We start from the raw sequence: 26661 nt of genomic DNA on the forward strand, positions 1-26661 counted from the left end.
TTTAGGATAGTTACAATCTATATACCCAAAAAAGGACCGAGGAAGTGAGCAAAAATGATTAATTCGTTTTATATAGAACAAAAATTAGAAAATGGAAAAAGATGAAAGGGATATAATTTTTAATGGATTTGCAGGATCAAATAAATTTAGAGACCTTTCGCAGCCGAAAGTGTACAAAAGGAGTGTCTTGGAGTACCCGGTATTTAAAACCCATCGAGAAAAATTTCCTACATAAGGTAAAGCGCTGTCTCTGCTCGTTTTCGAACGAATATGGTAAAATAAGGGCAGCTTATTTTAAGGGAGTTTTCAAAATGGCAAACGGATCATCTCTATATAAAGGACAGTATCATATAGAACTTAGGGATGTTGACTTTACAAAGAAGTTAAAGCTAAGCGCATTGTTCAGCTTGTTTCAAGACATTGCCAGCCTCGCTGCCGAGGATCTTGGTTATGGCATTGAGACATTGGAGAAGAAGTATAAGGTGGCATGGATTTTAACCCGCATTCGCGTGGATATCCTGCGCCATCCTACTTGGGATGAAAACATCACGATTGAAACGTGGCCGCTTCAACCAAGCAAGATTGATTTTGACCGCGACTTTCTTGTCAAAGATCACACCGGAGCGGTCATCATAAAAGCGGCATCAAAATGGGTCGTCATGGGTTTAAACGATCGGAAAATTAAACGAACAGAATCAATTAACATCCACTACCCTGAAAACCGTACGGAACGCGCTATTGAAGGGAAATTTGGGAAGTTTAAAGATTTTGGCGGATTAGAACCCGCTTATCAAAAAGTCATTGGATACAGTGATATCGATTTTAACGGCCATCTCAATAACTCCAAATATGTCGATTACATTATGGATTGCTTTCTTCCGGATTTTCACAAAAGGCACCCCATTCATACAATAGAGATCAATTTCAATCAAGAAGCCTTGCCGGGAGATTCCATTACACTATACAAAGATATTTCCAAAATGGACGAGCACGAGCTTTATGTTGAGGGGATCAATCAAACCGATCATCATACCATTTTTAAATCGCGCATCACGATTCATTAAGGGGCTCTCAATCAGGGTCCAAGTTCAGAAATTCCTTTAGATCATGGTGCTGTGTTGTCTTATTTTTCCAAAGGGTAAATTGGCCAAACCATATTAATCAAGTCTACCAAAACGGGTTCTATTGTTAAAGTTTGGTTTCAGAAATGACCGAACCCCATTGTGATTCGGTCATAATATCGTCATTTTGGTGTTTTCTGCCGATAACCATGTTACCGGCAGCGTTTTTGGTGGTTTTCTCCAAAGAGTTTGACATATTCTCCTAAAGGTTTTTTGTTATATTCTCTATCGGGATATCTGATTTTATCTTAAATGAAGAATAAAACAAGGTAATCCGTAAGATGGCCATAACGGCGATTATCATACAAGTTATAAATATCCCAAAGGTTTCTATTAATCCCCAAGAAATGATCATAAAAGAAAGGGTGCCTAGATCTGCTGATGCCTCCATCACGCCCATTACTTTACCTTTTTCATATTGGGGGATCGCTTTAAAGGTTTCAGCTGAGAGCAAATTGTTTATTACGGGGTTCCCCATCGTCATAATGGCAAATCCAACTATAAAGAATATCCAGTTTAAGGAGGCTCCCATCATAACAATGCCCCCACATACCAAAAAGACAGTTAGAAAATACAAAAATACCTTTGAAGCGAATAAAAGACTGGATCTTGATAATATCATGTTGGATAAAATCACAAAAATACCACCAACGAGCCAAAAAATCGATATTTCAAAGTCAGCTACTTTAAAATGTCCTTCCAAAATATACACTGAAAGGCTCGTCATTACGGGACCAATCATGCCACCTAGTAAATGTGAGAAAAAGTAAATCCGCAGTATTTTATCTTTTAAAGTTCTTTTCAAATATGCTAAGGAAAACCATGCAGTATCATGCGAGTGTTCGATTTGAATTTTTTCATCAAACCTCATGATTAAAAACGCGCACACGAGAAAAGAAGCAGAGTCTATGAGAATGGCGTACGAACTTAAAATACCAAAAATGAGTGGCCCGATAGTAAAACCTACAGTCTTACAAGTTGTAGTAAACGTGTTTTTCTTGCTTATTGCCCTTGCTAATCCTATGTTTGGATCTTTAATTGTCAAATCTCTAAACCATACTTCAAGACACAGATTAGCAAAATGCCCAAGTGATTGGGATAAGATCATCAAAGGGAATAAAAAAATAATAAAATGTTTAAATGATAGTAATGAAAATAATGTTATCATAACAAAGCAATTAAGAAAAAAGGAAGTAAATATCATCTTTTTAGAAGATACTTTGTCTATAAAATGTCCGCTTACAATGGTAGATATTATTCCCGCAATCGTTTCTGTAAGGTACAAACTTCCAGCATAAAGGAATGAGCCTGTTAGATTGAGGGCAAAAATGGGAAGACCGGTCCATGTTATTGCGGTACCTAGCGTATTAATGGTATCAACAAGTATTAATCTGTTTACTGCGTTATTTAACAAATTAGCACCCCCAAAAATGCTTTTATGACCAAAGGCAAGCCGCCAACAGTTTTTCTTACACATTATATTCAAAAATTGCAGCCGAAATCCTTCTCTAATCTGTAACTTTTGCTTATTCAATAGGCTATATATAGCCAGTCCCGGATTCAACAGGAAAACAGTCCGATTTGGCAGGCAAAATTCAATTGAAAACCAAATTCAAACTGAATCCAAAACGGGTTCAGTTTTCTTTTTGACCAGTGTAATTTCGATCCTCGATGCAGATGGGGAGGGGAATTGAAAAAGTTTTTTAAAACTGTCGGTGCATAACATTGCATTGGCATTCATCATAAACTGGATCCAAGAACAAGGTCATTTACGCATAAGAGGGAGATCATTTTATAAGGAAGGTTGCGCGGTTGATCCTTTCTAAAAGGGAGGAAAAAAAGACCATCCTTTTTCGTTTTCGAGATGGTCTTTTTCAATCAAAATTCAATTTTTCTATCCCTTTCTTTTTGTTGATAAAATCACCAATTGTCCTAGTAAAGCCACTAGCACAAGACAGCCGGCTGCAAATGGAAGTTGGGAGGGTGTCAATCCAGCTACCATAACAACCCCTCCAAGCGCAGACCCTACTGAGCTCCCTAAATAATTGGCGGAACTGTTTAAAGCGACAACAGCGGGTCCGTGTTTAGGCTGTAACTCGAGTAATACATGCTGTTGAGGGGCTAGTGAAGCCCATCCCATTGCACCCCAAATAAAGAAGGGTAGAAACATTAGAATCGGAATTCCCAGACTTAACGGCAGACTGAACATGGCTAATGCTAATAGAATTAGTATACCGCCCATAATCCAGCCTGGGCGTCCTATTCGATCAATAAGAGTACCAATGAATAAGCTGCCGACAACACCACCAATGCCCCAGGCCCAAAGATATGGTGTAACAGAATGGATTCCATCCAAGTTCTGCAAGATTGGAGCGATATACGTATAAAGCCCCAAACTTGCAATGCCTGTCACAAAAGTAATGCCAACCGTTGCTGTTACTCTTCCATTGGCCAGCATTGCAAGACGTTGCCGTAATGACGGTGGGGGCGAAGCTGGAATGTTTGGAAACCAGATGACAATCCCAATCATAGCAATGAGACCAAGTATCGTAATGAGCCATAACGTCCCATCCCAACCTGCATGCGCAGCAACTATCAATCCGAGTGGAACCCCCACGACCGTCCCCATGCTCATACCGCCTAATGTCATACCTAAGGCACGTCCGCGCTTCTTATCGGAAACAAGAGATGCAGCGGCTGCCGTGGCAAGCGGAGAATAAAGACCAGCTCCGATCCCTGCAATGGCACGAGCAATAAGCAGAAAGAGAAAATTCGGTGCCAGTGCACTGCCCGCATTGCCTAATGAGAACACCGCAAGTGCCAGTACCAATATGCTACGTGTTGGTTTTCCAGCCAATAATGTTGCAAAAATTGGAGCGGCGAGCGCAAAGCAAAGTGTGAAGATGGTCACAGCCTGTCCCGTCTGCGAATCGATGATTTTAAATGTTGCCCCGATATCGGGTAACAAACCAGCCATTACATAGGCATCAAACCCAAGCGTAAACATCCCTATGGTAAGAAGAAATACCCTCCTCATGTTACCCCTCCTCAAATCTTCTATTATATACTTGTTAAATATTTAACTATTTGGATATTTCTTCGTATAGGATAAACCAATATGTTATAATGAATGGGTCCCTATATGTGCAAGATTACTACAAGGACAGGATAAAAGGAATAATCATTGTGTTAGATGGATATAACAAATAGTTATAACGGAATAAGGTGAAGTGAATGAATACGGAGTGGCTGCAAAGTTTTGTGGAGGCTGCGAAACAAAAAAGTTTATCTAAAGCCGCGAAATCCAACAACATCTCTCAACCAGCATTGAGCAAGCATATACGAAATTTGGAAAATGAACTTGGCGTCGTGTTGTTTCATAGAACGTCAACCGGCATTGAACTAACGGAGGCTGGTCAACATTTCCGTACCCGGATTTTACCAGTCATAGATGAGCTAGCTTCGATTCGTCAAGAATTACGACAGTTTTCCCGGACGGCACCAATAGCGATAGGAAGTCTACCTAGTTTGGCCACTTATTATTTACCCTCGAGAATTAAGGAGTTACGTTCTTTGGATCAGCCAACAACATTAATGATTCAAAACACTTCAGATGAACTTGTACAATCATTAGAGGAAGGAAGACTTGACGTTGTCTTAATCGATACCCTGAGTACAAAGGAAACGTTGTGGAGTTGGGAATTGTTTACGGAGCCTTATTATGCGGTGTTTCCCATAGACCACCGTTTTCGATCACGAAAAACGGTTCAGCTTGTTGATCTATGCAAAGAACCCCTCATTGTTCACCAAGCTCCTTGTGATACAAGAAGGCGGATTAAAGAACAAATAGATTCGCTGGGTTACAAGCCTAATATCATTAGTGAAGTAGCTTTTGGTGATTTTATTTTTGGAGCCGTAATGGCTGGAATGGGCATCACAATTGTTCCTGAAATAAGTGCCAAACATATCGACCATCAACAACTTTTCGCTTTGCCGATTATAGACTTTGGGAAAAAGAGATCAATTTCACTGGCTACTAAAAATGCTAAGCTTGGATTAAAACTTTATCAATTTTTGGCGAAGCATGCTAATGAGAAGATCTAGGTATAGTCGTCTTAAATTGATGAATACTTGTTCTATTAACTACACGATTGTGGAATACCAGAAGTAAAAAATGATCAAACTTTTTTTAAAAAATTTATTTGAGATCTTTAAAAAAGAATACTGTACGCCAGCGTATCGCTCTTATACGATCAATCGTTTCCAAAGGGAATTTATCTATGCGGCTGGCGTACGAATGTCATCTTGAACATTTGTGAAATATACGCTCATAAAAAGGCATTCCGGCAAATATTTCAAAGTATACGGCTGATTGACTGGGTGTCGAAGCTGAAACGGAATACTGGAAATTGAAACGCCTGCAAATGTGGGGAGGGGGGAGTATGGCCATAACAATCCGAAAACAGGCAATTACAATTCCACTTTTAGCAATACCTTCAAACATATAATTCTAATTACTAAATATTTACCTAGCAAATTTTCACACTTTTTTAATTGGGGATGATATCTTTTTATCCAGTTCTATAAGTAATTGACCGATCTTTTTATCATGAATCACTTGATCGGCATACCGATCAAATTGGGTCGGTTCCATGTTCACAATCACTAATTTTGCACCGTTCTCTTTGGCAATTAAAGGAAATTGGTTGGCAGGTGTAACGGATAAAGAGGAACCTAAAACGATAAAAAGGTCTGCTTTCTCCGCTTCCTCCAGAGCAAATTGAAAAGCTTCTTGTGGCAGCGCTTCACCAAATAATACGATATTTGGTCGTAGTACCCCGCCGCATTCGCAGTAGAAATCGTTATTGACATAGTTTTCACTACTATATTCTCTTCCACACGTTTGGCAATGGACTTTTTGAAGGGTGCCGTGCAATTCAGCGACCCGCTTACTGCCCGCTTCCTGATGAAAGCCGTCCACGTTTTGAGTAATAATTGAGCGAATGAACCCTTGCTGTTCCCATTTGGCTAAAATATAATGACCTTGATGCGGTCCAAATTCTTTTACACCTAATACGCGTTCCCGATAAAACGCGATAAATGCTTCGACATTTTCATTCAGGGCTTTCGTACTGGCAATTTGACTTGGATCTTTCTTTTTCCACAGTCCGTTATGTCTTGAACGAAAATCCGGTAGTCCGCTTTCGGTTGACATCCCTGCTCCGGTAAAGACGACCGTATGACGGGATGACTTTAACCAATCTTCTAACATGAAATCCGCTCTCCTTATTTATGTTAGATAAGTTTCCCTACAAATCATTGTACGCTACCTGCCAGAAAACTTCAAAAAGCGAATGCTCTCTTTACATTTTCATTTCAAAGTGTACATTTAGATGTCAGAGTGCCCTCCCATTTTTTTGCTCATCTACCCCTTCGAGTAATATACAGAGTTTCTACTTTTTTAGTGAACCTTGCGTCATATTTTTGGCATACAATAGGACTTTAAATTCATTTCTATTCGCCAAATATAGACAGAATATTGAATGGAAACGCTTGACTTGTGACTTTTTTCCTGTGAAAATAGTAATAATGTGGAAATCAATGGAAAGAGGGAGAGTGTTATGGGGATCTTTTTAAAAAAGTTAAAATCATGGGACCAGTACATGCATTATTGCGATGATACGGATATAACGGAAATTGGAGGAAGGGCACGGGAAAAATTAAATTACCTCGGTGTGGATCAGGAAACATTACAAAATGTTCGGGAAGCGGCAGCGATTATAGAGCCTTATAAGGAAAAGATGGTTCAAATTTTTTATGAAAGGCTTACTTCAGTTGAACAATTTCATAAACTCATTATGCGATATTCCACCCTCGACAGGCTGTATGAAACTTTAAAAACATATGTGGAGCAGTTTTTTCAAGCAGAAGTGGATCAAACCTATGTGCTTACAAGAATTAAAATTGGCAAAGTCCATAGCAGGATTAATTTAACGGCTGATAATTTTATTGCAGCCCACCATTTTTTGATTCAATCGATGGGATCTATACTCATGAAGCATTTACATCATACGCCCGACAAAATGACAAAGGTTGTCCTTGCTGTTCAGAAGTTAGCTGCGTTTGACCAACAATTAATTGTGGAAGTTTATATGGAAGAAACGTTCAGAACTTTTTTGTTTGGTATGTCAGATATGCTGAATGAGACAACGAAAATTAATGAAACCAAACAATTAATTGAATCGATGAACAGGCAAATAGAAGAGACGGATAATGTTTCGGCGGCAACGGAAGAAATGAGCGCATCCATTCAGGAAGTGGCCCAATATGCAACCAAAGTTGCGGAAGGGACCGACCAGGCAGTCCAGTCTGTGTTCACAAGCAAAAGAGTAGTAGATCATGCGCTTGGAGATATTCAAATGGTCGGGCAAGTATATGAAAACGTGTTTGAAAAAGTAGAGCTGCTGGATAAAGAAATTCATAATACGAAAGATGTTATAAATGTGATCAGGGGGATAGCTGACCAAATCAATCTTCTTGCTTTAAATGCCAGCATTGAAGCTGCAAGGGCTGGAGAAAACGGGCTTGGCTTTGCCGTTGTTGCCTCAGAAATCCGGGAGCTGTCAGAACATACGAAAGTTCAAATTTCCAGTATTACATCGAACATGGAAGCGCTGCAAAAAGTGGCCAATGAGGTCATCCAAGAAATACAGCAAACAGGCAAAATTGTAAAGGAAAGTGTCGGCCATGCCGAACTTGCCGGTACAGAAATTATGGAAATTGTAAAAATGATGGAAAACATCAATGAATCGATTACACAAATTGCCTCAATGAGTGAAGAACAGTCCGCAACCATTAACGAAATTGCAAATTTAAATAGTACGATAAGAAATCACAGTCAGCAGTCCCAGGAGATTGCACGAAAAACAGCAAAATTAGTATTTGATTTAAGCAAAAAAATGGATCACTTTAGGAAAAACTTTTTTACGATTAACATTAAGTTTAGCTCAAAAGATATTGTAAGAATCACGAAAACGGATCACCTGCTTTGGAAGTGGAAAGTATATAACATGCTGATGGGACTGGGAAATATTGATGAAAACGAGTTGACTTCTCACGAAACTTGCCGGTTAGGCCAATGGTATTACGGAAATTTGCCTGAAAATATCAGGAAAATAGATGCTTTTAAACAATTGGAAAAGCCTCATAAAGAAGTCCATCATTATGCAAGACAGGCAGTGGAAAGTTTTAAAAGGGGAGAGATGAAAACTGGAGAAGGTGCGCTAAAACAGTTGGAAGAAGCCTCCAACCAGGTCTTAGAATTGCTGTCAAATATTGAAGCACAACTCCGGTAGCTTGTGCCCGGATTTAATAAATGCGAAAACACTATAGAAAGAGCGGGACATCACGAACGTCCCGCCGTTTTTAGAAATTCACTTTGTTTTTTCCACAGTGACACTTCCATCTGCAGTGAAAAGCTGGATCATAGATTTTCCCCTGCCGAACGTCATATTTCTGTTAGAGCTGCCAAAAACGTTAACTTTTCCATCTACTGTACTTGCACTGATTGTAGCATTATCCGGTTTTTTCTCCGTTTGTATTTTGATATTGCCGTCAATTGCTCGCAGTTCTACCGGATGATTCAAGTGACGAGTGATAAAAAGGATACTTCCGTCAGTGGTTTTACCCGAAACCCGGCTATCCAAATGCTTTAAAACTATTTTTCCGTCATCCGATTTTACTTTGACTAGGGAGGCTTTCACATTTTCAAGGGTGCTTGATCCGTCACTTGCCTCTGTCGTAATCGTATCCGCGTTGATACGGTTCAGTTCAATTTTTCCATCCCTTACATGGATGCGCATCTCTCTTGCCCGAAAATCCCCCGCCCGGACGCGCCCGTCGTTACTATTAATTTGCAATGATTCATACCATTTTTTCGGCACATACACTTTTAAAGACGAGGATGAAGGGAAGAAGTTGACGAAATTTCGTTGTTTATATTTTACATTGATGGAGAGCACAGCGTTCTTAACATCCGTAGACAAGTGATATGCAGAACCTTTTTCGGCCCTGCCTGATACTGTGATTTTTGCTGCCGAACCAGTCGCTGGTAAAATCTCAATTGCGGTATTATCGGTTGCGATCTGAATTCGGCTGAACTTTTCGTGGATGACTTTTTCTTCCAACTTGGCTTCTTGCCGGAAGACGGGCCTGAATGTAAGGAGGCTTCCAACAATCCCTACAAGTAACAGTACCAACGCCACAAGTGACATTTTCTTTATTTTATCCATTTTTCAGCCCCCCTTTGATCAGATTTACATTCCATCTTAAATAGCGGATAAAGCCTTGCATTAATGTACGGGTCGCAAAATACATCCCGATGACGACAAAAAATCCGATCCCGCAAGTGGCAATGGAAACAAATAAGTAAAAAAGCGTGAATGTTTCCGGATACAGGAGGATGTTTATGAGAAACAGGAAAGGAGAAGCCAAAAACACAATTCCTGTAATCCAGCCGGAAAAAATAATGCCGGCCAACGCAATAAATGGCCCCAGTACAATGGCCAAGTTGAAAAATCCCAATCCAATCGTGGCCCATACTGCGCGCAAAATATTTCCGAACGTTGCCTTTGTCTCCACTCTTTCCAGATGGTAGGCCGCAACCATGTCTTTTGCAATCTGGTGCGGGGAACCAAGGGAAGTTGAAATTTGTTCTTCTGTTTTTCCCTCCTGCAAGCCAATGGTGAAATGTTCTTCAAAATCCTGCAAAATATCCTGGCGTTCATTGGCAGGAAGGCTTTTCAACGAAGATTCCAATTTGGATAAAAATTGTTTTTTATTCATGAGTCACACCTTCTTTTATCAGTTGATTCACCCCATCAGAGAATGCCTTCCATTCCAGGAGCAGTTCGTGGAGAAAAGTCCTCCCACTGTCTGTTAGTTTGTAATATTTGCGCGGTGGCCCCTCCGTAGATTCCTTTAAATACGTTGTAGAGTAACCTTCTTTTGTTAACCGCCTCAGCAGGGGGTAGATAGAGCCTTCGGAAATGTCAATCTGCTCCGAAATTTTTTGGACAAGTTCATATCCGTAGCGGTCCTGTTTATCTAATAAAACGAGCACACAGAGGTCCAAAACCCCCTTTTTAAACTGGACATTCAAACTTTCTTCACATCCTTCCCGTTGCACACCGGCCAGTACTGTTTAATATTCAGTACTGCCTTTAACGAGAGAATAACACACAGTATTAATTATTGCAAGGTACCGGAATCATTTTTTTCAAAAATCCGGAAAAAATTTTGGCAGTTGGTGCCGGGGAAGAAAGCGGCAGTGTAAAAACCCATTTTTGGAAAACATCCACTAGGACGAGGTTGGAACGATGGTCAGAAAATTATAAAAGTAAAGGATTTCAAACTTTATCCGATAAAACAGGGTAGAAAACCGAATATTCTTGACCAAACGCGAGGTCTAAGAATGATTCTGAAAAAAGAGGGATAGCAAAATGAAGATTGCCAAATTGAAAGACTTTCACTCCATCCGGCAAAAGCTTATGGCCATTTCCATTGTTCTTTTGGTGGTGCCAATGCTTATTTTAGGTTTCTTAAGCTATAACCGCAGTGCCGCCAGTTTAAATGAACTGGGAAAAACCAATCTAAAAAATAATGTCAATGAAACAATCCGGTTGATAGCTGTACTGGATGAGGAAGTGAAAAGCGGGAAAATTTCTTTAAGTGACGCACAAGAAAAAGTAAAAATTGCCATTCTCGGTGAAAAGAAAAAGGATGGCACACGTCCGGTTAATAAAAGCATTGATTTGGGAAAAAACGGATACATGTTTATTTTGGATGATACAGGAACTGAAGTGGCGCATCCTTTTATAGAAGGAAAAAATATTTCAAATGAAAAAGATGCTGACGGGAATCATTATGCCAATAAAGTCCTTGGAGCCGGGAAAACAGGCGGATTTACCTATTTCTCATACAGTTACCCGAATGATCAACACAAAGTCGGCAAAAAAGTGGTGTATGCAAAAAAGGATCCTTACTGGGGATGGACGGTTTGTGCAGGCGCCTATATGTCAGATTTTAACCAGCCGGCCGAACAAATCCTTCACTTTCTTTTAATCGTCACGGGCATTACGCTTCTGGCCGGGCTGTTCATCATATGGCTGTTTACAAAAAGTATTGCCGCCCCGCTTGGAATGGTAACGGGTCATATCGGGAAAATATCGGGCCATGACTTAACGGCTGGGCACATCAAGGTCAAGACGAAAGATGAGATGCGCAAGTTGGCGGACGGCATTAACCATATGCAAGATGAACTGAAGAGCCTGATCCATGAGATTGCAGATTCTTCAGGGCTGTTGTCAAATTCCAGCGAGGAGCTTGCGCAAGCGGCAAATGAAGTAAAAACAGGGTCGCAGCAAATCACCGCAACGATGGAAGAACTGGCATCCGGAGCTGAAGAACAGGCAGATCAATCCGGGAAGCTGTCTGAAAATATGAAGCAGTTCACATCCAATGTGCAGGAGGCGAATGCACAGGCGGATGAGGTTTATCAATCCACAAATGAAATTATGGCATTGGCGTATAAAGGGAATGAATTAATGGACCGCTCTTCGGGCCAAATGGAAAAAATTGATCAGGTCTTCCAATCAGTTACAGGGAAGCTTCAGTCTTTGAATGAACATTCGGAAAAAATTTCCAAACTAGTGACGGTCATTAAGGAGATTTCCGATCAAACAAATTTACTTGCTTTAAACGCCGCAATTGAAGCGGCGCGGGCAGGAGAAAGCGGAAGAGGATTTGCCGTTGTCGCAGAAGAAGTCCGGAAGCTGGCTGAACAAGTTGCAAGTTCCATTACTGAAATCAGCGGGATTGTTGCAGGAACCCAAAAAGATGTGAAAGAAGTAACGGATTCTTTGCATGAAAGCTATGAGGAAGTACAGCAAGGCACAGAAACCGTTCGCGTAACAAAGGAAACCTTTACGCAGATCAATGAGCGGATTTCAGACATGGTTGCCCATATTCGAAAAGTGGCTGCCAATTTGTCAGGAATTTCCAGCACAACCGAAAAAATGAATGGTTCTATACAAGAAATCGCAGCGATCACTGAACAATCAGCAGCAGGTGTTGAGGAAACGTCAGCAGCAACCGAGCAAATTGGAAGTTCTATGGAGGAAGTGGCTGAAAGCGCGCATAAACTGGTGGAAATTGCGGAGCATCTCCATTCCCTTGTTTCAAAATTTAAGTTATAAGTGAACTGGTTTTTAAATAGCAAGCGGCATAGGCATTTAAGCGAAGGAAAGCAGACAACATCCGGCCAAAAGTTCACGCGGAAGGATTCTACATATCCCGCTGCACATGGCCAGAAAGAAACGGCATTTGCCCGGTTTAATCAAACGTTTGATTAAACCGGGCATTTTTAACTTTACCTTTTCACTCCGGCTTTATCGTTTACGATGCTTAACGAATGATCCAGCACGGTAATCAGGATGAGGAGCAAGGTGACGCCGCCACAAAATAAGCCGATATGATGAATTCCCGGCGTATTTGCCCCGGATTTTAAAAACAGCCCGTTTGCCGCCGAAGCAAGAATGGCGCCCAAGTACATAAATGTTCGGAGCAAGCCGGCTGAAGCCCCGATTTGTTTTGGATTCGCCTGATAATAGACGGCATTCTGGTTGCCCAGATTCAAAAGACCCTGTGGAATTCCCAGCAGAAGGACAATAAAGGCGATCAAAACAACACTCGTTGTATGATGAGTAAAAAGCAGCAATGAGACGGCGATAAACTGAACAATACTGCCAGCTATTAATTTTAAACGGATGGCGGGGCTTTTCCCTGTCACCCGGGTTACGGCAATGGCGGTTAAAGACATCGGCAACATCAGCAGCCCGCCGCTAGATGCGGATAAACCCCTTCCGTCTTCCAGCCATTGTGGAAACCCATAAATGAAGGAATAAGCAACCAGACCTGAAAGCAACCCTCTTGCATAAGTGAGAACCAGAGGGATATTCCCGCTGAATACCCGAATATCGATAAAAGGTTTTTTCATTTTTAACTCGGTCGCAGCAAAAATGGCCCCTGCAATCCCTGCTACTATCAAAAAAGCAATCTTTGACAAGCTTGGATGCATGAGAAACAGCAAAAGGGAAGTTAATGTGATGCCAAATAAGGCAATGCCCGTAAAATCAATGGCAAGAAGCTTTTTCCCTTCCACCGCTTCTGGCGGGGCTTTAGGAAATCGGAAGTATCCCAATAAAATGCAAGCAAGCGATAATGGAATATTGACGATAAAAATGCTTTTCCAACCCCCGGCACCGGTGAGTACACCGCCTAGGGCAGGCCCGATCACGGCAATCGTTTGGCTTGCTATTCCGAGCGTCGCCAGGATGCTTCCCGGGCTTGCTTCGCCTGTTCGTTCAGCTTCACTGCGAATCAGGTACATAGATGCGGGATACCCGGCGCACGTACCCAATCCGAGCAAAATTCTTGCTGCAACAAGCCACCAGAAATCCGGGGCAAAAATGGCAATGAAACTTGAAATTCCGACCAATGAAGTCGCTGTTAAAAAAAGGGAACGGGGTCCGAACAGATCGATCAGCTTCCCAACTACCGGCTGCCCAATGGCAGTAGCAAGATATAAAGCGGCAACAAGCCATGCGGTTTCTGAAGGCGGAACATGAAATGCCTGCCCGATTGGAATTAGCGCCACTGACATAATAGAAGAGTTGATGGGGTTGAGAATGGAACCCAAAATCATTGGGAATATTAGTTTTTGATTAAAGTGATTTTCAATTGCAGCTTCGTTTTTCTTTTTACCAGTGTGGAACAAGTTTCATTCCTTCCTTCGACTTGGTTGGCAGGGCCTGTTCTGCTGATTTCAAAACAGGCCCTTTTTTTAATCCAAAGTGCCGGCCCAGGTACTGACCGTCATTACTTTTGCCTGGACAGGGAATAATTTTTCCATCAGCATGTGGTGAATGTCGGGATTGCCATCATGGCAGGCATCCCGGAGTACGATTAAGGAATAATCTTTATCAGCGGCCTCCCGCAATGTCGATAAAACGACACCGCTTGTGGTAATGCCGCTAAGAATGAGTGTGTCAATTTCCTGGGCTTTCAAGATCATTTCGAGATTGCTGCCGGAAAAGGCGCTTATCCGGTATTTTGTAACAACCGGTTCATTTTCTAAAGGTTGAACGGATGGGTGGATCTGTGTCGCTTCATCGAAAATGGTCATGTCGCCGTATTCAGCAACTCGGGCATAAGTTGGATGGCCTTGGTTAATTTCAGGGTAACCTTTACTAAATCCAAGACGGACGAAAATAACCGGGATATGATGTGCACGGGCGCTTTCGATTGCTTTTTGATTCGGGCGCAGCATTGTTTCATTTCCGGCAAAACGGGATACCATGCCGTTTTGCATATCCAAGACCAACAATGCAGCTTTACTGGATTGATTTTGCATGAATTGTCAACTCCTGTTCATTTGGTTAATATTAAGAAGTGGAGAGCTCTCCAGTTCATATTAAACGGAGATGTCTCCGCTTGTCAACGATTTTTTCCGGGAGTGATAAAGTTGAAGGATGAAAAACCAGGCTCCGCACGGGCGGAACGGCGTGATGCAGCTGAGAATCGCCAACGTATATTGGCTACCGCAATCCGGCTGTTTGAGCAGTTCGGGGTTGAACAAGTCAGCATGAATCAAATTGCCACAGAAGCCGGGATTGGGCCGGGAACGCTGTACCGCCGTTATCGAAATAAAGGAGAATTATGTCTGGATTTGATAAAAGGCAATGTGGTTTCGTGTTTCAAAGACATTCATACATATTTGGAACACAATCGGAAAGAGCCGCCGGAACAGCGATTAAACGGCGCTCTCCGTATATTTCTCCGTTTCAGGGAAAGCAAAATGCAATTGCTTAAAGGTGTGGAGGACGCCGGTACAACAAATCGAAAAAAGGCAGGAACACGCAGCCCTTTATATGATGAATTGCACCGGTTGCTGGTAGAACTGTATCATGAGATGAATAATGAAAAAGAAGCCGTTCGAAACAATGTCTTCAAAGCGGACATGCTGCTCGAGGCATTAAAAAGTGATGCCTACTTGTATCAACGGGAAGTGCGCGGATATTCCCCCGAGGAAATATTGGAACTGCTCTATATCACATTTGTTTCATGACGGATAAATTTATGGCCACTCGCCATGCATGTACACTGTATGTTGAGAGAATGGTAAGGGGAAGGGGAAACACTGTGGAATGTTTTTCACGATGTAAAGAGAGGCCATCCCCTTGGCAATGAGGATGGCCTGTTTGTACTTACAAAACCCATTATTTTAATTTTGCTACCCCTAATGCAAAATGGCTCCAAAGTATATTTTCAACCGATTCTGCTTGTGACAAATCACATTCAACAATTAAAATGATTTCAGCGTGTTTCCCTTTTAAAACACGCTTCTTTTTCTTTATGAACAGCTCCATTACAAGCCGGATGGCAAAACCCACAATAAACCCGGCAAATGCACTAATCAGCCCCCAGTAAATGGGCCCCCAGGCGAGTTTAAAGCCGATGCTTGCGCCGATTACAGAAAATGCAGTGGCGATCCCCATGCCGATATCAATTAGGCTTGTACCGTCCGAGCGGTGGAGCGTATCAAAAATTTTCCGTTCTTCTTTTCGGTTATCCAGCGGGACCGCAAATATATTTTCTTTCGGAATCCCTTTCTTTTCCAGTGTTGAAATGGCCATTTCCAAAAATCCGTTACTTTCGAATGTAGAAAAAAGCTGCAAACCAATCACTTCACTTTTTGTTCTTTTCGTATCCGGAAACCGTCCGGCTGGTAATGCCGGGTTAAATATTGTCGTAATTCTTTATCGAAAAGTTTGTTGTTTTCGACTGTATTCATATACGAATCATAAGCGGCAAACCCAAAGTGTGAAGGGATGAAAAGAAGCCATTCCGGGTTTATAACCGAAGTTGCTTCTTTTATTTTTCCCCAAAATAAAAGTATAACCGCTTCCTGGAAATGAGACTGATAATAAAATATTACCAGCCACACAATGACAAAAATGGCTGTTAAAACTCTGTGTATATAGAGCTGCCCCAATCCCGGGACAAATAATGACCACATAACGGAAAGTAGGGGGTTGCGCTTATCCAGGTAGTTAATCTCCAATGCGCCCAATGAAAAAGAATTAAAACGGTGTTCCTCCCGTTCTGCTAACAGATAAATCTTATTCATATCCACGGTTGTGCGATAACTGTCCCAAATGCCAAAAAGGTAAACAGGAATATACATGAGAAGCCATCTTGTGTCCAGTACGGCTTTTGCCATGTCAATATTTCCTTGAAACGAGTAAATCATGGAAAGGTTCACATTTGCTTTCAAATTAACGACAACTTCCCAGATAAATAAAGCATATCCCCTGATATATTTGGATAACAGCAAATGCCCGAATCCGGGAAACGCTGCGGACCACCATGCAATGATATAAGGATTTCTTAAATGCAATTGCGTAGTCCCTAAAATACTAACATGTGCTTTATATCGCCTGGCTGTATTATCGTTACGATAATTGTCCATCTTATCCACCTTTAAAAAGCCCATTTAAGTTAGCTTGCCGAATACGGAGGACATTTATACGCGCGGTATTCTGACCGGGGTAATGGGATGAAACGGATTTGATTCTTAACATAACGGCATCCCCATAATGAAATGGTTGCCGTTCTTTACTGGTAAAAAGGGAAACCCCAAATGCGGCCGCGCTTCATTGACAGTAATTTAACGGTTTTTGTACGTTTTATGGTTGACGTGTTGTTTCCCGCTTTATATAATTGATTGCGTAATTGTACAATTGCGCAATAGTAAAAATAAAGGAGATGACATGTTATGACTATGCCCTTAGAAAACCGGCGGAAATGGATGAGGCGCATTGAAACAGAAGCCCTCTTATTGCCGGAAAAAAAGCGTATGTCCTCCGGTGCAAATGATAGAGGGGTTTCATTATACAATTTAATAGAATTGGGTAAGAAAAAAGGGCTCCCATTATTTCCCTGGTTACCCGACATTGTACGGATTGTGGTTCACCGAAACATATCGGAGGAGCAAGTTGAACAAGCAGCCCGCATCATAAAAGATGTTTATGCAAGTTTTAAGAGGAGCGCCTTATATGTTTAGAAAAGTGAACGAAGGATGGATGTCCTTTTTAGTAAGATTTTTCAATTCCCTGGGGTTCTATATCTTTACCCCGCTTTTGGCACTATGGCTAACTGAAACCAAGTCCTTGGATTTGTCCAAAGCCAGTATCATTGTTGCCAGTCTGACTTTGTTTTCAAAAGCCGGGGGTGCATTCGTTGGCGGGTTGATCGACCGGCTGGGGGTGCGTTTAAGCCTCATCCTTGGATTATGGTCCAGCGGTGGTATACTGATGCTTATTCCCATCGTTCCATATTTTCCGTTATTCATTGCCCTGTCCGCATTGCTCGGTACTACCATCTCTTTATACAATGTCGCCTTGAAAACGCAAATATCGTTTATGAATGAGCATAAGCGCCTGCGCGCATTTGCGTTATTAAATATAGCCGTAAACCTCGGAGCTTCGATTGGGCCTTTGGCAGGCGGCTGGATCTTGGATTTAAAATCATTGTGGCTAATGTTTTTAGCCGCTGGCAGTTACTTTATAGCGGGAGGAGTGGCCTGTCTACTTCCTGAACCACCCATGGAAAAAGAAGAGAATCGTTTAAATCTATTTAAATACCTGTATTTAGAGAGATATCATTTGCTGAAAAGTCCGTTTTTCCGTTTTTTATTCGGATCAGGCTTACTCTGGTTCTTTTATATTCAAATGTTTTCCACTCTGCCTGTATATGTATCGGGTGAAATCAGCGGCAAGACAACGGGGCTTGTCTTCACACTGAATGCTGTAACGGTTATTGCCTTCCAAGGAATCTTTCCTTCCGTTCAGCCAAAGCTGAAAAAGGAACAATGGTATGCGTTGTCTTTTTTGTTGTTTGGTAGCTCCTTCTTTCTTCTTTGGATTGACCGAACAGTGTTTTCTATCTTTTTATCTATGTTCTTGTTCAGCCTGAGTGAAATCATTTGGACACCATTGATAGATACAGAGGTTTTACAAAAACATGGGAATTTGAGCTCTTCATGGGCCTTTGGCATTGCCGGCGTTGTATGGGGGCTATGGGAGTCCTTTGGAAGTTATGCAGGGTTAAGTTTGTTGAAATTCTTTCCGGGGAGATTATACTTGCTGTTGACTGTCATGACTGTGATAATCGGTTTAAGTTTGATTTTGCGATCACTGTCCATGAGAAAAGGTGAAAATTAAGAAATTGCGATGGGGGGTTGGAAACATTGAAGCGGCTCATCTTATTGGGCGCGAGTGAGGAGGGAATTTCAGCTGCTCACGCATGCGGGTATCATGTTATCGTAATTGAGCGTCCAAAGAAAAGCATTTCTGAAAAAGTAACTGCATTAGCGGAGGCCATCTATTTTGCGGATATTTGGGATACCGATGCCGCGCATAAAGTGGTCGAAAAAATTTTTTCCCAGTATGAAGATATTAAACTCATCCTTAGTTTTACGGAACTGGGACTTGAAACAGCAGCTTACTTGAGTGAGCGATACAATTTAAAAACCAATCCGTTTGAAACAGTAAGGCGGACAAGAAACAAAAATCTGATGAGAAATGCTTTTGCATCTCATGATGATTTGAAACTGCAAACTTTTTGCGGAAAGGCAGACAGACTCCCCGAAAAAATTTCCGGTCTGTTGCCGATGATCATCAAGCCCAATGACGGATTTGGCAGTCAAAATGTTGCTTATATAAAAAACCAATCGGATTGGGAAAAATGGCTGCGGACTCATGCCCAAAGTAAACTTGAGTGGATTTTGGAACCTTTTATTGAAGGCCCGGAGTTTAGCGTAGAAACAGTTTCATCTGAAGGGACGCATACGGTACTTGGCATTACGGAAAAGGAAACGAGTGGTATGCCAAATTTTATCGAAACCGGGCATATTGTGCCTGCGCTCCTGGAAACTGAGCAAAAACAGCAAATAGAAAAGATCGTCAAAAAAGCACTGACTGTTCTGGGCGTTCAATACGGTCCCGGGCATGTTGAAGTAAAATGGGATGTTGTCAACAAACGCCCGGTTGTAATTGAAGCACATACGAGACCGGGGCGGGGACTTTATTCCGTTTCTGCACTTTCTGTCCAGCGGTCTCAACCAATACGAACTTGGCATATTAAGCTTTGAAGGGAAACACAATCTTGATATGCAGCCACAGCATACAAAATTTTCACAAGTGAAGTTTTTATGCTTGAAGAAGGGCGATTGAGTGCTTTGGAGCTGAGGTCCTCTGTCCCGGAGCCTGTTGTGGAATGGAAAATTGCTTATCAAGTAGGGGAGCACATCCCCGGAAGCCGTGACTCGTTTACAAGAGGCGGGTACATCATTGCTTCATCCGATTCCAAAGCACTTGTCGCTAAAGCCATCGATGATTTTTATTCTCGTATTGTATGGAAAATAGATAAAATATAAGAAAGTTGTGGTCATATGGCAGTATTAACCCCTGATTCAAATGAATTTCAAATTAAATTGGAGTTTTTAACCTCTCCTGTCTTTGAAATGATGGCATCTTTAAGAAAATGCTATCTCATGCAAGGGCGGTTGGAATGGGAAGATATAAACTTGCAAAATTTTTATACGGAAAATCAAGGATTACTCAAAAGGTACTACGGCGGTTTTGAGATGGGGGCCCAGCTTGCTGAGCTTGTGATTGGGCTAAGCCAGCCCCATTCTATTCAGGATTTTATCCATTGGGTTCAACAGATGGATCGTCCCCGTTTTCTTTATTACTTATTGGGCCGGTATCTGGAGGTGGAGGAAATTGAAACCATTTTTGAAAACTCGCCCGAACCGTCAAATGAAATAAAGCAAAGAATTGAAAAAAAGGGCGGATTCGTGCACCAGGAACAGTTGGCTTTTGCGGAAAATTGGCCTGTTTGGCATCAAGAGTTGGTCGATTTATGGTCTGCATACTATGAGGAATATTTTTTTAAAATAGCAAGGCATGTGGCGTCTTTTTGGGAGCAAGCGAATGACAAACTGGCAAGGGACCTGAATACGAAAGGGCTAAATGAGGTTTTGAGAAGGCTGCTGAAGGGAAAAACGATTCCTGAACAATTTCCTGAGAATAAGCAAACCGAAGTGGTTCGCTTTTTTCCTTCTTACTTTGTTTCACCAAAGTTCATCCTGATTTGGGGATGGGGCGAATTAAATCTCGTTTATGATCTTACAGCATATGTGGACCAGCCATTGCCCGCTCCTTCCCCTTTTGAGATCAATGACACGCCGGCCACATTGGATGAAATCTCCTTTTTTGGCAAAGCGTTATCAGAGCCGATGCGTATACGGATTTTGTCTTTGATTGCAAGAAAGGAAGGAATCAAAGCCCAGGAGATGGCCGAAAAATTAGACCTGAACCCTGCCACGATCTCCAGGCACCTGAACATTTTGAAAAGTTGCAAGCTCATCACGGAAACCAAGCAAAAAAGCCATAATATTTACTTTATCAATCATAGCGAGTTCAGGCGCTGGGCAAAACAACTAGAAGGGGAGCAATTTTTAAAGGCTTTCGATTGATGCTTGATTCGGCCGGTTTGTTTTAGAAAGCAGCTAAGGTGCATTTCAAGCGCAACGGGTTGCTTTAGTCTGGGCACGTCCCTCGAGAAACACCGGCCGCACGGGCAAGCCTCTCTCCTGTACTTGGTGCAGCCGTGCATGTAGACTAAAAGGAGACAAAAGGTGAAAGCAGGTGTTGTTTTGGTATCCTATATCGTATTAAACAAACGGAAGATTGATGTGGAACGTTATCGGGAAGAGGACGTACAGGGGCTGAAGCAGATCGTGGTTGACTTCAAGGTCACAAGCGATGATTATCATGATATTGCCACCTTGCTGTATCAGGGAAAATTTGATGTGGAAGTGCCTGAAAAGGGGCTTGCTTTCAGGGGTGCGATCCGGGAATATTCTACTTCCATTACGAATCTATATGAAAAAGGCCAGGTCGGCGACTACCATTTAGCATTGCTGGAAGTGAAAGAAGGAGAGAACAAAGCGTGAAACTCAGTATTTTAGACCAGGCGCCTATTTCTTCCGGTCAAACAGCGAAAGACGCCCTGAACAACGCGATGGAACTGGCCCGTGCAGGAGAGTCATTCGGATACACGCGGTACTGGATTGCGGAACATCATGATTTGCCGGGTCTTGCCAGCAGTGCGCCCGAAGTGATGCTTGGATTTATCGGCGCGCATACGAGCACAATCCGGATCGGCTCCGGGGCCGTGCTTTTGCCGCATTATAAACCGTACAAAGTCGCGGAAGTGTTCAATTTGCTCTCCGTATTGTTTCCAGGCCGCATTGACCTCGGCATTGGCCGGGCGCCGGGTGGTTCTGCCGAAGCAACCAGCGCATTATCCGATCAATTTTTGCAAAAAGTGTACAAGATGCCGGAACTGGTGGAAGAATTGCTTCATTTTCTCCATCACGATTTTCCGGAAGACAATATTTTTTCCCGCGTCAAGGCTGCCCCTGTCCCGGCCGATCCGCCGCGTGCCTGGCTGCTTGGCACAAGTGGCAAAAGTGCCGTGTTGGCTGCCCGGTACGGCATGTCGTATGCGTTTGGCCAGTTCATGAGCGAACAGGATGGCACGGCAATTTTAAAGCAATATGAGCAGGCTTTTACGCCCCGTAAGCCGGGGGATGTGCCACAAACTTTGTTAACCGTTTCCGCAGTATGTGCCGAAACAGCTGAGAAAGCGGAAGAAGTGGCATGGAGTTCCCTGATATGGCAGCTGCAGGCGGAAAAAGGGGGACAAGCATCCGTGCCGTCTATTGAAGAAGCAAAATCTTATCCATTAACCGGAAAAGACAAAGAGAAATTGGCAAAAATGAAGCAAAACATGGTAATCGGGAATCCGCGACAAGTACACGCGGCATTCACCAGGTTACAGGAAAAATACGGAACGGATGAAATCATGATTTTGACGATTGCCCATTCTCCCCAGGACCGGATCCATTCTTACAGGCTTATTGCGGAAGAAGTGCTGGGGTGAAGCAAAGTACTGAATGGCCTTTAGCGGCAATAAAAGCCCACTTTTCCTAATTGATGGAAGATGTGGGCTTTTATCTATATGCTCCCCTAACTCGCCAAATGTCTAATGAAGGCTTGCTGAACGAATCCGATTTTAGTTTTCACCCAATTTATCAGCAAGCTCTAGAACTTTTTGCCAAAGCTGTCAGCATACTGTAAAAATCTGGGGATTTTGGTTATTCAGTAAGCCCTATGTTAAGGAAGCGCGGAAAAATGACATTGTTCCTTTACATAGAGGCTGTCTATGTTAAGGAAGTGTGGAAAAAAGACGTCCTTTCTTTACATAGAGTGCGTCTACGTTAAGAAAGCGTGAAAAAAAGACGTCCTTTCTTTACATAGAGCGCGTCTATGTTAAGGAAGCACGAAAAAACGACGTCCTTTCTTCACATAGGGCGCGTTTCAAAGTGTAAGCTTTTCCCTTCATTTTTTATAAAACCCTTGCATTAATTCTTGCCAAAGCTGCCAGCATCCTTGCCAAATCTAGAAATTTTGCTTATTCAATTCAGCAAGCCCTAATTAGAGGTTTTATCGAGACAGTTCTATCTAACCAGCGGATTGTCAATTAAACGCTCTCGTGCTTCAAGGTAATTTAATATTCGGGAAAAGTTCTAAGCATGTAAAGGAAGTATGGGATAAACCAAGTCAAGAGAAAGTCAAAGTACATTACGTGAAAGGCACAGATGTTTACTATTATTGGGGATATTCTCATGAAAATAACGAAATATCTTGTTTCATCATTTATTTTTAGTAGTATTATAGCCGAAAAAATAAATGGATCCAAAGAAGCATTGTTTAATAAAAAATACACTACAACTATAACCCGTCTTTAGAAACAGAGGCAGTGCCTTTTCTCGTAGATCCATCCATTTCATGACAAAATCGGAATTGGGAGAGGTGAAAAGGGTCTAATATCCCCAGCGTTGTTAACCCAAGTATGAACAGAACAACGCATGCAAAGAAAGGAATCGGCCAGGTTATTCCCGTCACCAAGTCAATGTTTTCCAATGAGTTTGGAAATCCTAAGACAACTGGTTAGGAGTGTGATCAAGTGGGATTGATGCAAATGGTTTTAATACTTGAACACCTAGCAATCCAAATACCACTTCAATAACCGCAAATTTTTTCAACCAGATCTCCTCCTGATCCAATCTTCCCGCCTTCCCGCTTTATCACCCGAATTGGCAAAAACCTGCTCGAAGTGAGAGCAGGTTTCTATTTTACTGTACATCTGAGGTGGTTTCATGCTGTTCCGTGATTAAAGTATTTTTCTTTTTTAAAAGAATAACAAAAGAAATCATCAAAAGCACGGATGCACCGATGAATGTAAAAATAATGTTGAACCGGTCTGAGACTGCCCCGGCCGCCACGGTAGAAAGCCCGAAAACGAGTGTGACCAAAGCATTTTGGGTGGAATAGATTTTCGGCAGCATCCGGTCGTCTGCAGTAGTTTGCAAGATCACTTGTAAAGAGATACCTTTAAGCTGGTCGAATATCCCGTTGGCCGCAATGAGCAGCAATGCTACCCATGGAACGGTATTGAAACCGAAAAACAGTGTGGTCAGGCACACCATCCCACTACCGGTGACCACAGTCAGGATCGGCCGGTTTTTGATGAGGGCGGACCTGTAGCCGACAAAGCCGGCCAGCAACATGCCGATAAAAAAGGCCGTGTTTAAGTACCCCCACCACGCAACCCCTGTTTTCAAGCGTTCCCGAATAAAAACATACAGGACGGCAGACAGCCAGGCCGTACTCGCAACTGTTTCAAAAACCATCAGCAAGTGAATCGTTCTTAACGCCCTGTTTTTAAAAATGATCTGCCATCCTTCCACCATTGCTTTCCTCAAAGCATTACCCTGTTTTTCCTGCCAGTTTGCGTGCTTCCTGTCCACAATGAAACCCATCATCAAGGTGGAAAGCATATACACACTAAAGGTGATCCAAAACATCCCGGTTGAACCGAATGAGGACAGGATGATCCCGCCAAGCGCCCAACCCCCTAATTGGATGGACTGGTCTGTAATAGAGACAAGGCTGTTTGCTTTTACGAGCTGATCCCGTGGAACAAGCCGGGGGATCATGGAACTCCTGGCAGGTGAAGCCCACCCGTCAAAAAATGAAATCAGCCCAACGAGCAGAAACAGCAAGGTAATTGTAGCAGGCTGAATGAAAACCATTGCGTAAACAGCTAATGCCATTAAGAGCAATGTTTTGATCAACTGCGAATACACCAGCACCTTTTTGAGCGAAAAACGGTCCAACAATATCGGTGCAATCAAGCCGCTGACAAACATCGTCAACGTGTTGGTGAATGGAACAAGCGACACAAACAGCGTCGATCCCGTGACAGAATAGACAAGGGAAATCAATGCGACAATATAAAACACATCCCCTGCATTCGCCAGGCACTGGCCAAACACCAGACATCCGAATGAGCGTTGCTTCACTGTGATCAAGCCCCTTTATTCAGTTTTTATAGCTGTTTAAGAGGCTTACATCACATTGGACAACGGCTCCTTTGGAAAGAATTTTTTGATAATAAATATTATAAAGTGTTTGGCGTTTGGCATCAATGCCAAAGTTGCCGCCTTTTAAATGTTTTAAGTCATGCATTGTACGGGATGTTAAGGATAAATCATAGTAATAAAGTTGGTGTATCTGAATGATTTTTTCCCTGTAGGAAAAGGGGGGTAATTTTCTCAATGGGTAATATTTTACACAACAACAATGTCTTATCATTCGTTCTTGTGTCACCTTTTCATTATAATAGACTCAAATATTTAAAAAATGAGGGATCATATTATGCTATTATTAGCAAATAATAAAATTATATTGAGGAGCATATCTGAAAAAGACTTAGACGGTTTATTCAGTTTATATGCTAATGAAGAAGTCATGAGATTTTTTGGAAGAATGGCTGCTAAAAACAAGCAGGAGGTTTTAAAAATTATAGAACAAAATATTCAAATGAAAAAAGAAGGAACCGGCATAAGATATGCAGCTTATTTAAAAGCTACAGACGATTTTGTCGGAATCATCACGCTCAAAAGATACAATGCAAGAAATATGCGAGCTGAAATTGATTATATTGTAGCGCCTGAGCATCAGAGAAAAGGGTTGGCTACTGAAATGCTAGGGCTGTTTCTGAATGAAATATTTAACAAGTGGAATCTGGAACGAATCTCGACATATGTTTTTTTGGAGAATACTGCATCATGTAAGCTACTGGAAAAGTTCAACTTCATAAGAGAAGGAATATTGCGCCATTGGACTTGTGTAAATGGTAAATTTTACGATTCTTACTCTTATAGTTTACTTTCTTCTGACCGGACACAAAAATAGTAAAAAAGAGTTGGGCGGTAACATGGAACTAAATTGGGGACTTCTGTCATGCATGGAACCGGGAAACGCGAAAGCCCTGAAGTATTCATTTGTTTTTTACTCCAAAACGAAAGAATTTCCGCAATTTGTCAGAGCAAATTCGCACTAGAAAATGCTTATGATTTTTTTAGGAGAGAAAAAGCAATTTCGTTTGACAAGTGATGATTTATTCAAGGTTCGATGGGAATATGAGGCATACGTCATGCTGCAACCGGGCGGTTCAGTTTTTTAGAAAGCCCGGCCGGTTTAATAACTGTATATTGTGAGGTTTTTACAATGGAAGAAATTCATTTAGAAAAGTTCGGATCTGATGATTTTGATGATTATTTAAAACTTTACTCTAACCCGGATGTAATGGCAATGATAACGGAACGGGCGTTGTCAATAGAGGAAGCAATGCAAAAATATCAAAAAGTATTAGCTCGAAACCAAAAGTTTAAACAGTTTGGGACATTTAAAGTTTATGTCGGCTTAAAAAAATTCATCGGGCTCGGAAGCCTGGTTTTAAATGAAGAAGTGCCGAGTGAGGCTGAAATTGGATATATGTTACTCCCTGAATATTGGGGAAAAGGTTACGGCGGTCAAATTGCCAGTAAATTAATCAACGCAGCCAATCATGCCGGTCTGCATAAGCTTACTGCAATCATAGATCCAAATAACACTGCTTCAAAAAAGATTCTGTTAAAAAATGGTTTCTGTACTGTAAAGATTTGTGAGATGGATGGGCTTCCGGGAGAGATATTAGAAAAGCAGCTTAGTCAATAACAGGTAGTATTAACGGCCTTTCTCCCTTTTCTTTTTTTAATGCTTCAACAGGGTCACCCGGTATAAGACGAAGCCGGTCTGAATCTCCAAGACCTTGCACGTAAACAGGCCCATTTGTGTTATTAAGAATGGGCCTAAAACTATTTTAGGGCTTGCTGAACGAATCAGATTCTGTCAGATACAAGCCAAATTACGGTTATTAAAATATAAAATAGTGTTGTACA

24 protein-coding genes and 1 pseudogene are annotated in these 26661 nt (G+C 41.9%); 14 read left to right on the forward strand and 11 right to left on the reverse strand.

The features are described from left to right. Window positions 1-311 precede the first annotated feature (311 nt). Window positions 312-1064 (forward strand): acyl-[acyl-carrier-protein] thioesterase, encoded by a 753-nt coding sequence (locus NFR98_RS12665; protein WP_251460243.1) that lies wholly within the window; start codon window positions 312-314, stop codon window positions 1062-1064. A gap of 259 nt (window positions 1065-1323) precedes the next feature. On the opposite strand, the gene NFR98_RS12670 is transcribed toward NFR98_RS12665, so the two are convergent. Beyond that, the gene (locus NFR98_RS12670; protein WP_251460245.1) at window positions 1324-2535 is read right to left on the reverse strand and encodes an MFS transporter; all 1212 of its coding nucleotides are present in this window, start codon (window positions 2533-2535) and stop codon (window positions 1324-1326) included. Window positions 2536-3015: 480 nt separating this feature from the next. After that, window positions 3016-4158, reverse strand: coding sequence for an MFS transporter (locus NFR98_RS12675; protein WP_251460247.1), 1143 nt, complete (start codon window positions 4156-4158; stop codon window positions 3016-3018). 197 nt (window positions 4159-4355) lie between these two features. On the opposite strand from NFR98_RS12675, the gene NFR98_RS12680 reads away from it, so the two are divergent. Together NFR98_RS12680 and NFR98_RS12685 are read left to right on the forward strand one after the other, a co-directional pair. Then, window positions 4356-5225, forward strand: a complete 870-nt coding sequence (locus NFR98_RS12680; RefSeq protein ID WP_207369455.1) for a LysR family transcriptional regulator — start codon at window positions 4356-4358, stop codon at window positions 5223-5225. A 70-nt stretch (window positions 5226-5295) separates the two neighbouring features. Next, window positions 5296-5534: pseudogene (locus NFR98_RS12685) on the forward strand (hypothetical protein); the annotation flags it as partial. A gap of 127 nt (window positions 5535-5661) precedes the next feature. Here the strand turns inward: NFR98_RS12685 and NFR98_RS12690 are convergent. Next, window positions 5662-6393, reverse strand: a complete 732-nt coding sequence (locus tag NFR98_RS12690) for an NAD-dependent protein deacylase (protein WP_014096447.1) — start codon at window positions 6391-6393, stop codon at window positions 5662-5664. 349 nt (window positions 6394-6742) lie between these two features. On the opposite strand from NFR98_RS12690, the gene NFR98_RS12695 reads away from it, so the two are divergent. Next, window positions 6743-8476 (forward strand): methyl-accepting chemotaxis protein, encoded by a 1734-nt coding sequence (locus tag NFR98_RS12695; protein WP_014096446.1) that lies wholly within the window; start codon window positions 6743-6745, stop codon window positions 8474-8476. Window positions 8477-8554: 78 nt separating this feature from the next. Here the strand turns inward: NFR98_RS12695 and NFR98_RS12700 are convergent, their stop codons facing one another. Genes NFR98_RS12700 through NFR98_RS12710 form a run of 3 tightly spaced genes read right to left on the reverse strand, consistent with a single transcriptional unit; the run spans window position 8555 to window position 10281 of the window. Beyond that, entirely contained in the window at window positions 8555-9412 is an 858-nt protein-coding gene (locus tag NFR98_RS12700) for a DUF4097 family beta strand repeat-containing protein (protein WP_014096445.1), read from the reverse strand. Next, a complete protein-coding gene (locus NFR98_RS12705; protein WP_014096444.1) occupies window positions 9405-9965 on the reverse strand; it encodes an HAAS signaling domain-containing protein in 561 nt (186 codons plus the stop codon). The genes NFR98_RS12700 and NFR98_RS12705 overlap by 8 nt, the downstream gene beginning before the upstream one ends. Then, window positions 9958-10281 (reverse strand): PadR family transcriptional regulator, encoded by a 324-nt coding sequence (locus tag NFR98_RS12710; protein ID WP_014096443.1) that lies wholly within the window; start codon window positions 10279-10281, stop codon window positions 9958-9960. Before NFR98_RS12710 ends, NFR98_RS12705 begins: the two co-directional genes overlap by 8 nt. A 340-nt stretch (window positions 10282-10621) precedes the next feature. Here NFR98_RS12710 and NFR98_RS12715 point away from each other — a divergent pair, with 340 nt between their 5' ends. Next, window positions 10622-12376, forward strand: coding sequence for a methyl-accepting chemotaxis protein (locus NFR98_RS12715; RefSeq protein WP_251460249.1), 1755 nt, complete (start codon window positions 10622-10624; stop codon window positions 12374-12376). 173 nt (window positions 12377-12549) lie between these two features. Here the strand turns inward: NFR98_RS12715 and NFR98_RS12720 are convergent, their stop codons facing one another. Both NFR98_RS12720 and NFR98_RS12725 read right to left on the reverse strand, forming a co-directional pair. Then, window positions 12550-13956, reverse strand: a complete 1407-nt coding sequence (locus NFR98_RS12720) for an MFS transporter (protein WP_251460251.1) — start codon at window positions 13954-13956, stop codon at window positions 12550-12552. A gap of 66 nt (window positions 13957-14022) precedes the next feature. Next, window positions 14023-14592, reverse strand: a complete 570-nt coding sequence (locus tag NFR98_RS12725; protein ID WP_014096440.1) for a cysteine hydrolase family protein — start codon at window positions 14590-14592, stop codon at window positions 14023-14025. Between the two features lie 102 nt (window positions 14593-14694). Here NFR98_RS12725 and NFR98_RS12730 point away from each other — a divergent pair, with 102 nt between their 5' ends. Next, complete coding sequence (locus tag NFR98_RS12730) at window positions 14695-15306, forward strand: TetR/AcrR family transcriptional regulator (protein ID WP_251460253.1); 612 nt, start codon at window positions 14695-14697, stop codon at window positions 15304-15306. Window positions 15307-15457: 151 nt separating this feature from the next. On the opposite strand, the gene NFR98_RS12735 is transcribed toward NFR98_RS12730, so the two are convergent. Both NFR98_RS12735 and NFR98_RS12740 read right to left on the reverse strand, forming a co-directional pair. Beyond that, window positions 15458-15916 (reverse strand): hypothetical protein, encoded by a 459-nt coding sequence (locus NFR98_RS12735; protein WP_026104499.1) that lies wholly within the window; start codon window positions 15914-15916, stop codon window positions 15458-15460. Window positions 15917-15921: 5 nt separating this feature from the next. Then, window positions 15922-16710, reverse strand: a complete 789-nt coding sequence (locus NFR98_RS12740) for a hypothetical protein (protein WP_251460255.1) — start codon at window positions 16708-16710, stop codon at window positions 15922-15924. Window positions 16711-17296: 586 nt separating this feature from the next. On the opposite strand from NFR98_RS12740, the gene NFR98_RS12745 reads away from it, so the two are divergent. The 6 genes from NFR98_RS12745 to NFR98_RS12770 all read left to right on the forward strand — a co-directional run bounded on the left by NFR98_RS12745 (window position 17297) and on the right by NFR98_RS12770 (window position 22253). Beyond that, entirely contained in the window at window positions 17297-18463 is a 1167-nt protein-coding gene (locus tag NFR98_RS12745) for an MFS transporter (RefSeq protein ID WP_014096437.1), read from the forward strand. A 26-nt stretch (window positions 18464-18489) separates the two neighbouring features. Then, entirely contained in the window at window positions 18490-19392 is a 903-nt protein-coding gene (locus tag NFR98_RS12750; protein ID WP_014096436.1) for an ATP-grasp domain-containing protein, read from the forward strand. A 60-nt stretch (window positions 19393-19452) separates the two neighbouring features. Beyond that, window positions 19453-19677, forward strand: a complete 225-nt coding sequence (locus NFR98_RS12755; RefSeq protein ID WP_046721642.1) for a hypothetical protein — start codon at window positions 19453-19455, stop codon at window positions 19675-19677. A gap of 150 nt (window positions 19678-19827) precedes the next feature. After that, window positions 19828-20781: an ArsR/SmtB family transcription factor gene (locus NFR98_RS12760; RefSeq protein ID WP_230951734.1), complete on the forward strand. Its 954-nt coding sequence runs from the start codon at window positions 19828-19830 to the stop codon at window positions 20779-20781. A gap of 180 nt (window positions 20782-20961) precedes the next feature. After that, window positions 20962-21261, forward strand: coding sequence for a YkvR family protein (locus NFR98_RS12765; protein WP_026104497.1), 300 nt, complete (start codon window positions 20962-20964; stop codon window positions 21259-21261). Then, window positions 21258-22253: an LLM class flavin-dependent oxidoreductase gene (locus NFR98_RS12770; protein ID WP_014096433.1), complete on the forward strand. Its 996-nt coding sequence runs from the start codon at window positions 21258-21260 to the stop codon at window positions 22251-22253. Before NFR98_RS12765 ends, NFR98_RS12770 begins: the two co-directional genes overlap by 4 nt. 1255 nt (window positions 22254-23508) lie before the next feature. Here the strand turns inward: NFR98_RS12770 and NFR98_RS12775 are convergent. After that, a complete protein-coding gene (locus tag NFR98_RS12775; protein ID WP_014096432.1) occupies window positions 23509-24738 on the reverse strand; it encodes an MFS transporter in 1230 nt (409 codons plus the stop codon). 355 nt (window positions 24739-25093) lie between these two features. Here NFR98_RS12775 and NFR98_RS12780 point away from each other — a divergent pair, with 355 nt between their 5' ends. Both NFR98_RS12780 and NFR98_RS12785 read left to right on the forward strand, forming a co-directional pair. Further along, complete coding sequence (locus NFR98_RS12780; protein ID WP_251460257.1) at window positions 25094-25633, forward strand: GNAT family N-acetyltransferase; 540 nt, start codon at window positions 25094-25096, stop codon at window positions 25631-25633. 315 nt (window positions 25634-25948) lie between these two features. Further along, on the forward strand, window positions 25949-26437 hold the full coding sequence (locus NFR98_RS12785; protein WP_026683794.1) for a GNAT family N-acetyltransferase: 489 nt from the start codon (window positions 25949-25951) through the stop codon (window positions 26435-26437). Window positions 26438-26661 lie beyond the last annotated feature (224 nt).

It is taken from the genome of Weizmannia agrestimuris (assembly GCF_943193165.1).
Classification (GTDB): domain Bacteria; phylum Bacillota; class Bacilli; order Bacillales; family Bacillaceae_C; genus Weizmannia; species Weizmannia faecalis.

Coding starts and splice junctions, on each gene's coding strand:
- NFR98_RS12665 (WP_251460243.1), top strand. CDS start 312: ATGGCAAACGGATCATCTCTATATAAAGGACAGTATCATATAGAACTT.
- NFR98_RS12675 (WP_251460247.1), bottom strand. CDS start 4,158: ATGAGGAGGGTATTTCTTCTTACCATAGGGATGTTTACGCTTGGGTTT.
- NFR98_RS12680 (WP_207369455.1), top strand. CDS start 4,356: ATGAATACGGAGTGGCTGCAAAGTTTTGTGGAGGCTGCGAAACAAAAA.
- NFR98_RS12690 (WP_014096447.1), bottom strand. CDS start 6,393: ATGTTAGAAGATTGGTTAAAGTCATCCCGTCATACGGTCGTCTTTACC.
- NFR98_RS12695 (WP_014096446.1), top strand. CDS start 6,743: ATGGGGATCTTTTTAAAAAAGTTAAAATCATGGGACCAGTACATGCAT.
- NFR98_RS12700 (WP_014096445.1), bottom strand. CDS start 9,412: ATGGATAAAATAAAGAAAATGTCACTTGTGGCGTTGGTACTGTTACTT.
- NFR98_RS12705 (WP_014096444.1), bottom strand. CDS start 9,965: ATGAATAAAAAACAATTTTTATCCAAATTGGAATCTTCGTTGAAAAGC.
- NFR98_RS12715 (WP_251460249.1), top strand. CDS start 10,622: ATGAAGATTGCCAAATTGAAAGACTTTCACTCCATCCGGCAAAAGCTT.
- NFR98_RS12725 (WP_014096440.1), bottom strand. CDS start 14,592: ATGCAAAATCAATCCAGTAAAGCTGCATTGTTGGTCTTGGATATGCAA.
- NFR98_RS12740 (WP_251460255.1), bottom strand. CDS start 16,710: ATGGACAATTATCGTAACGATAATACAGCCAGGCGATATAAAGCACAT.
- NFR98_RS12745 (WP_014096437.1), top strand. CDS start 17,297: ATGTTTAGAAAAGTGAACGAAGGATGGATGTCCTTTTTAGTAAGATTT.
- NFR98_RS12755 (WP_046721642.1), top strand. CDS start 19,453: ATGCTTGAAGAAGGGCGATTGAGTGCTTTGGAGCTGAGGTCCTCTGTC.
- NFR98_RS12780 (WP_251460257.1), top strand. CDS start 25,094: ATGCTATTATTAGCAAATAATAAAATTATATTGAGGAGCATATCTGAA.
- NFR98_RS12785 (WP_026683794.1), top strand. CDS start 25,949: ATGGAAGAAATTCATTTAGAAAAGTTCGGATCTGATGATTTTGATGAT.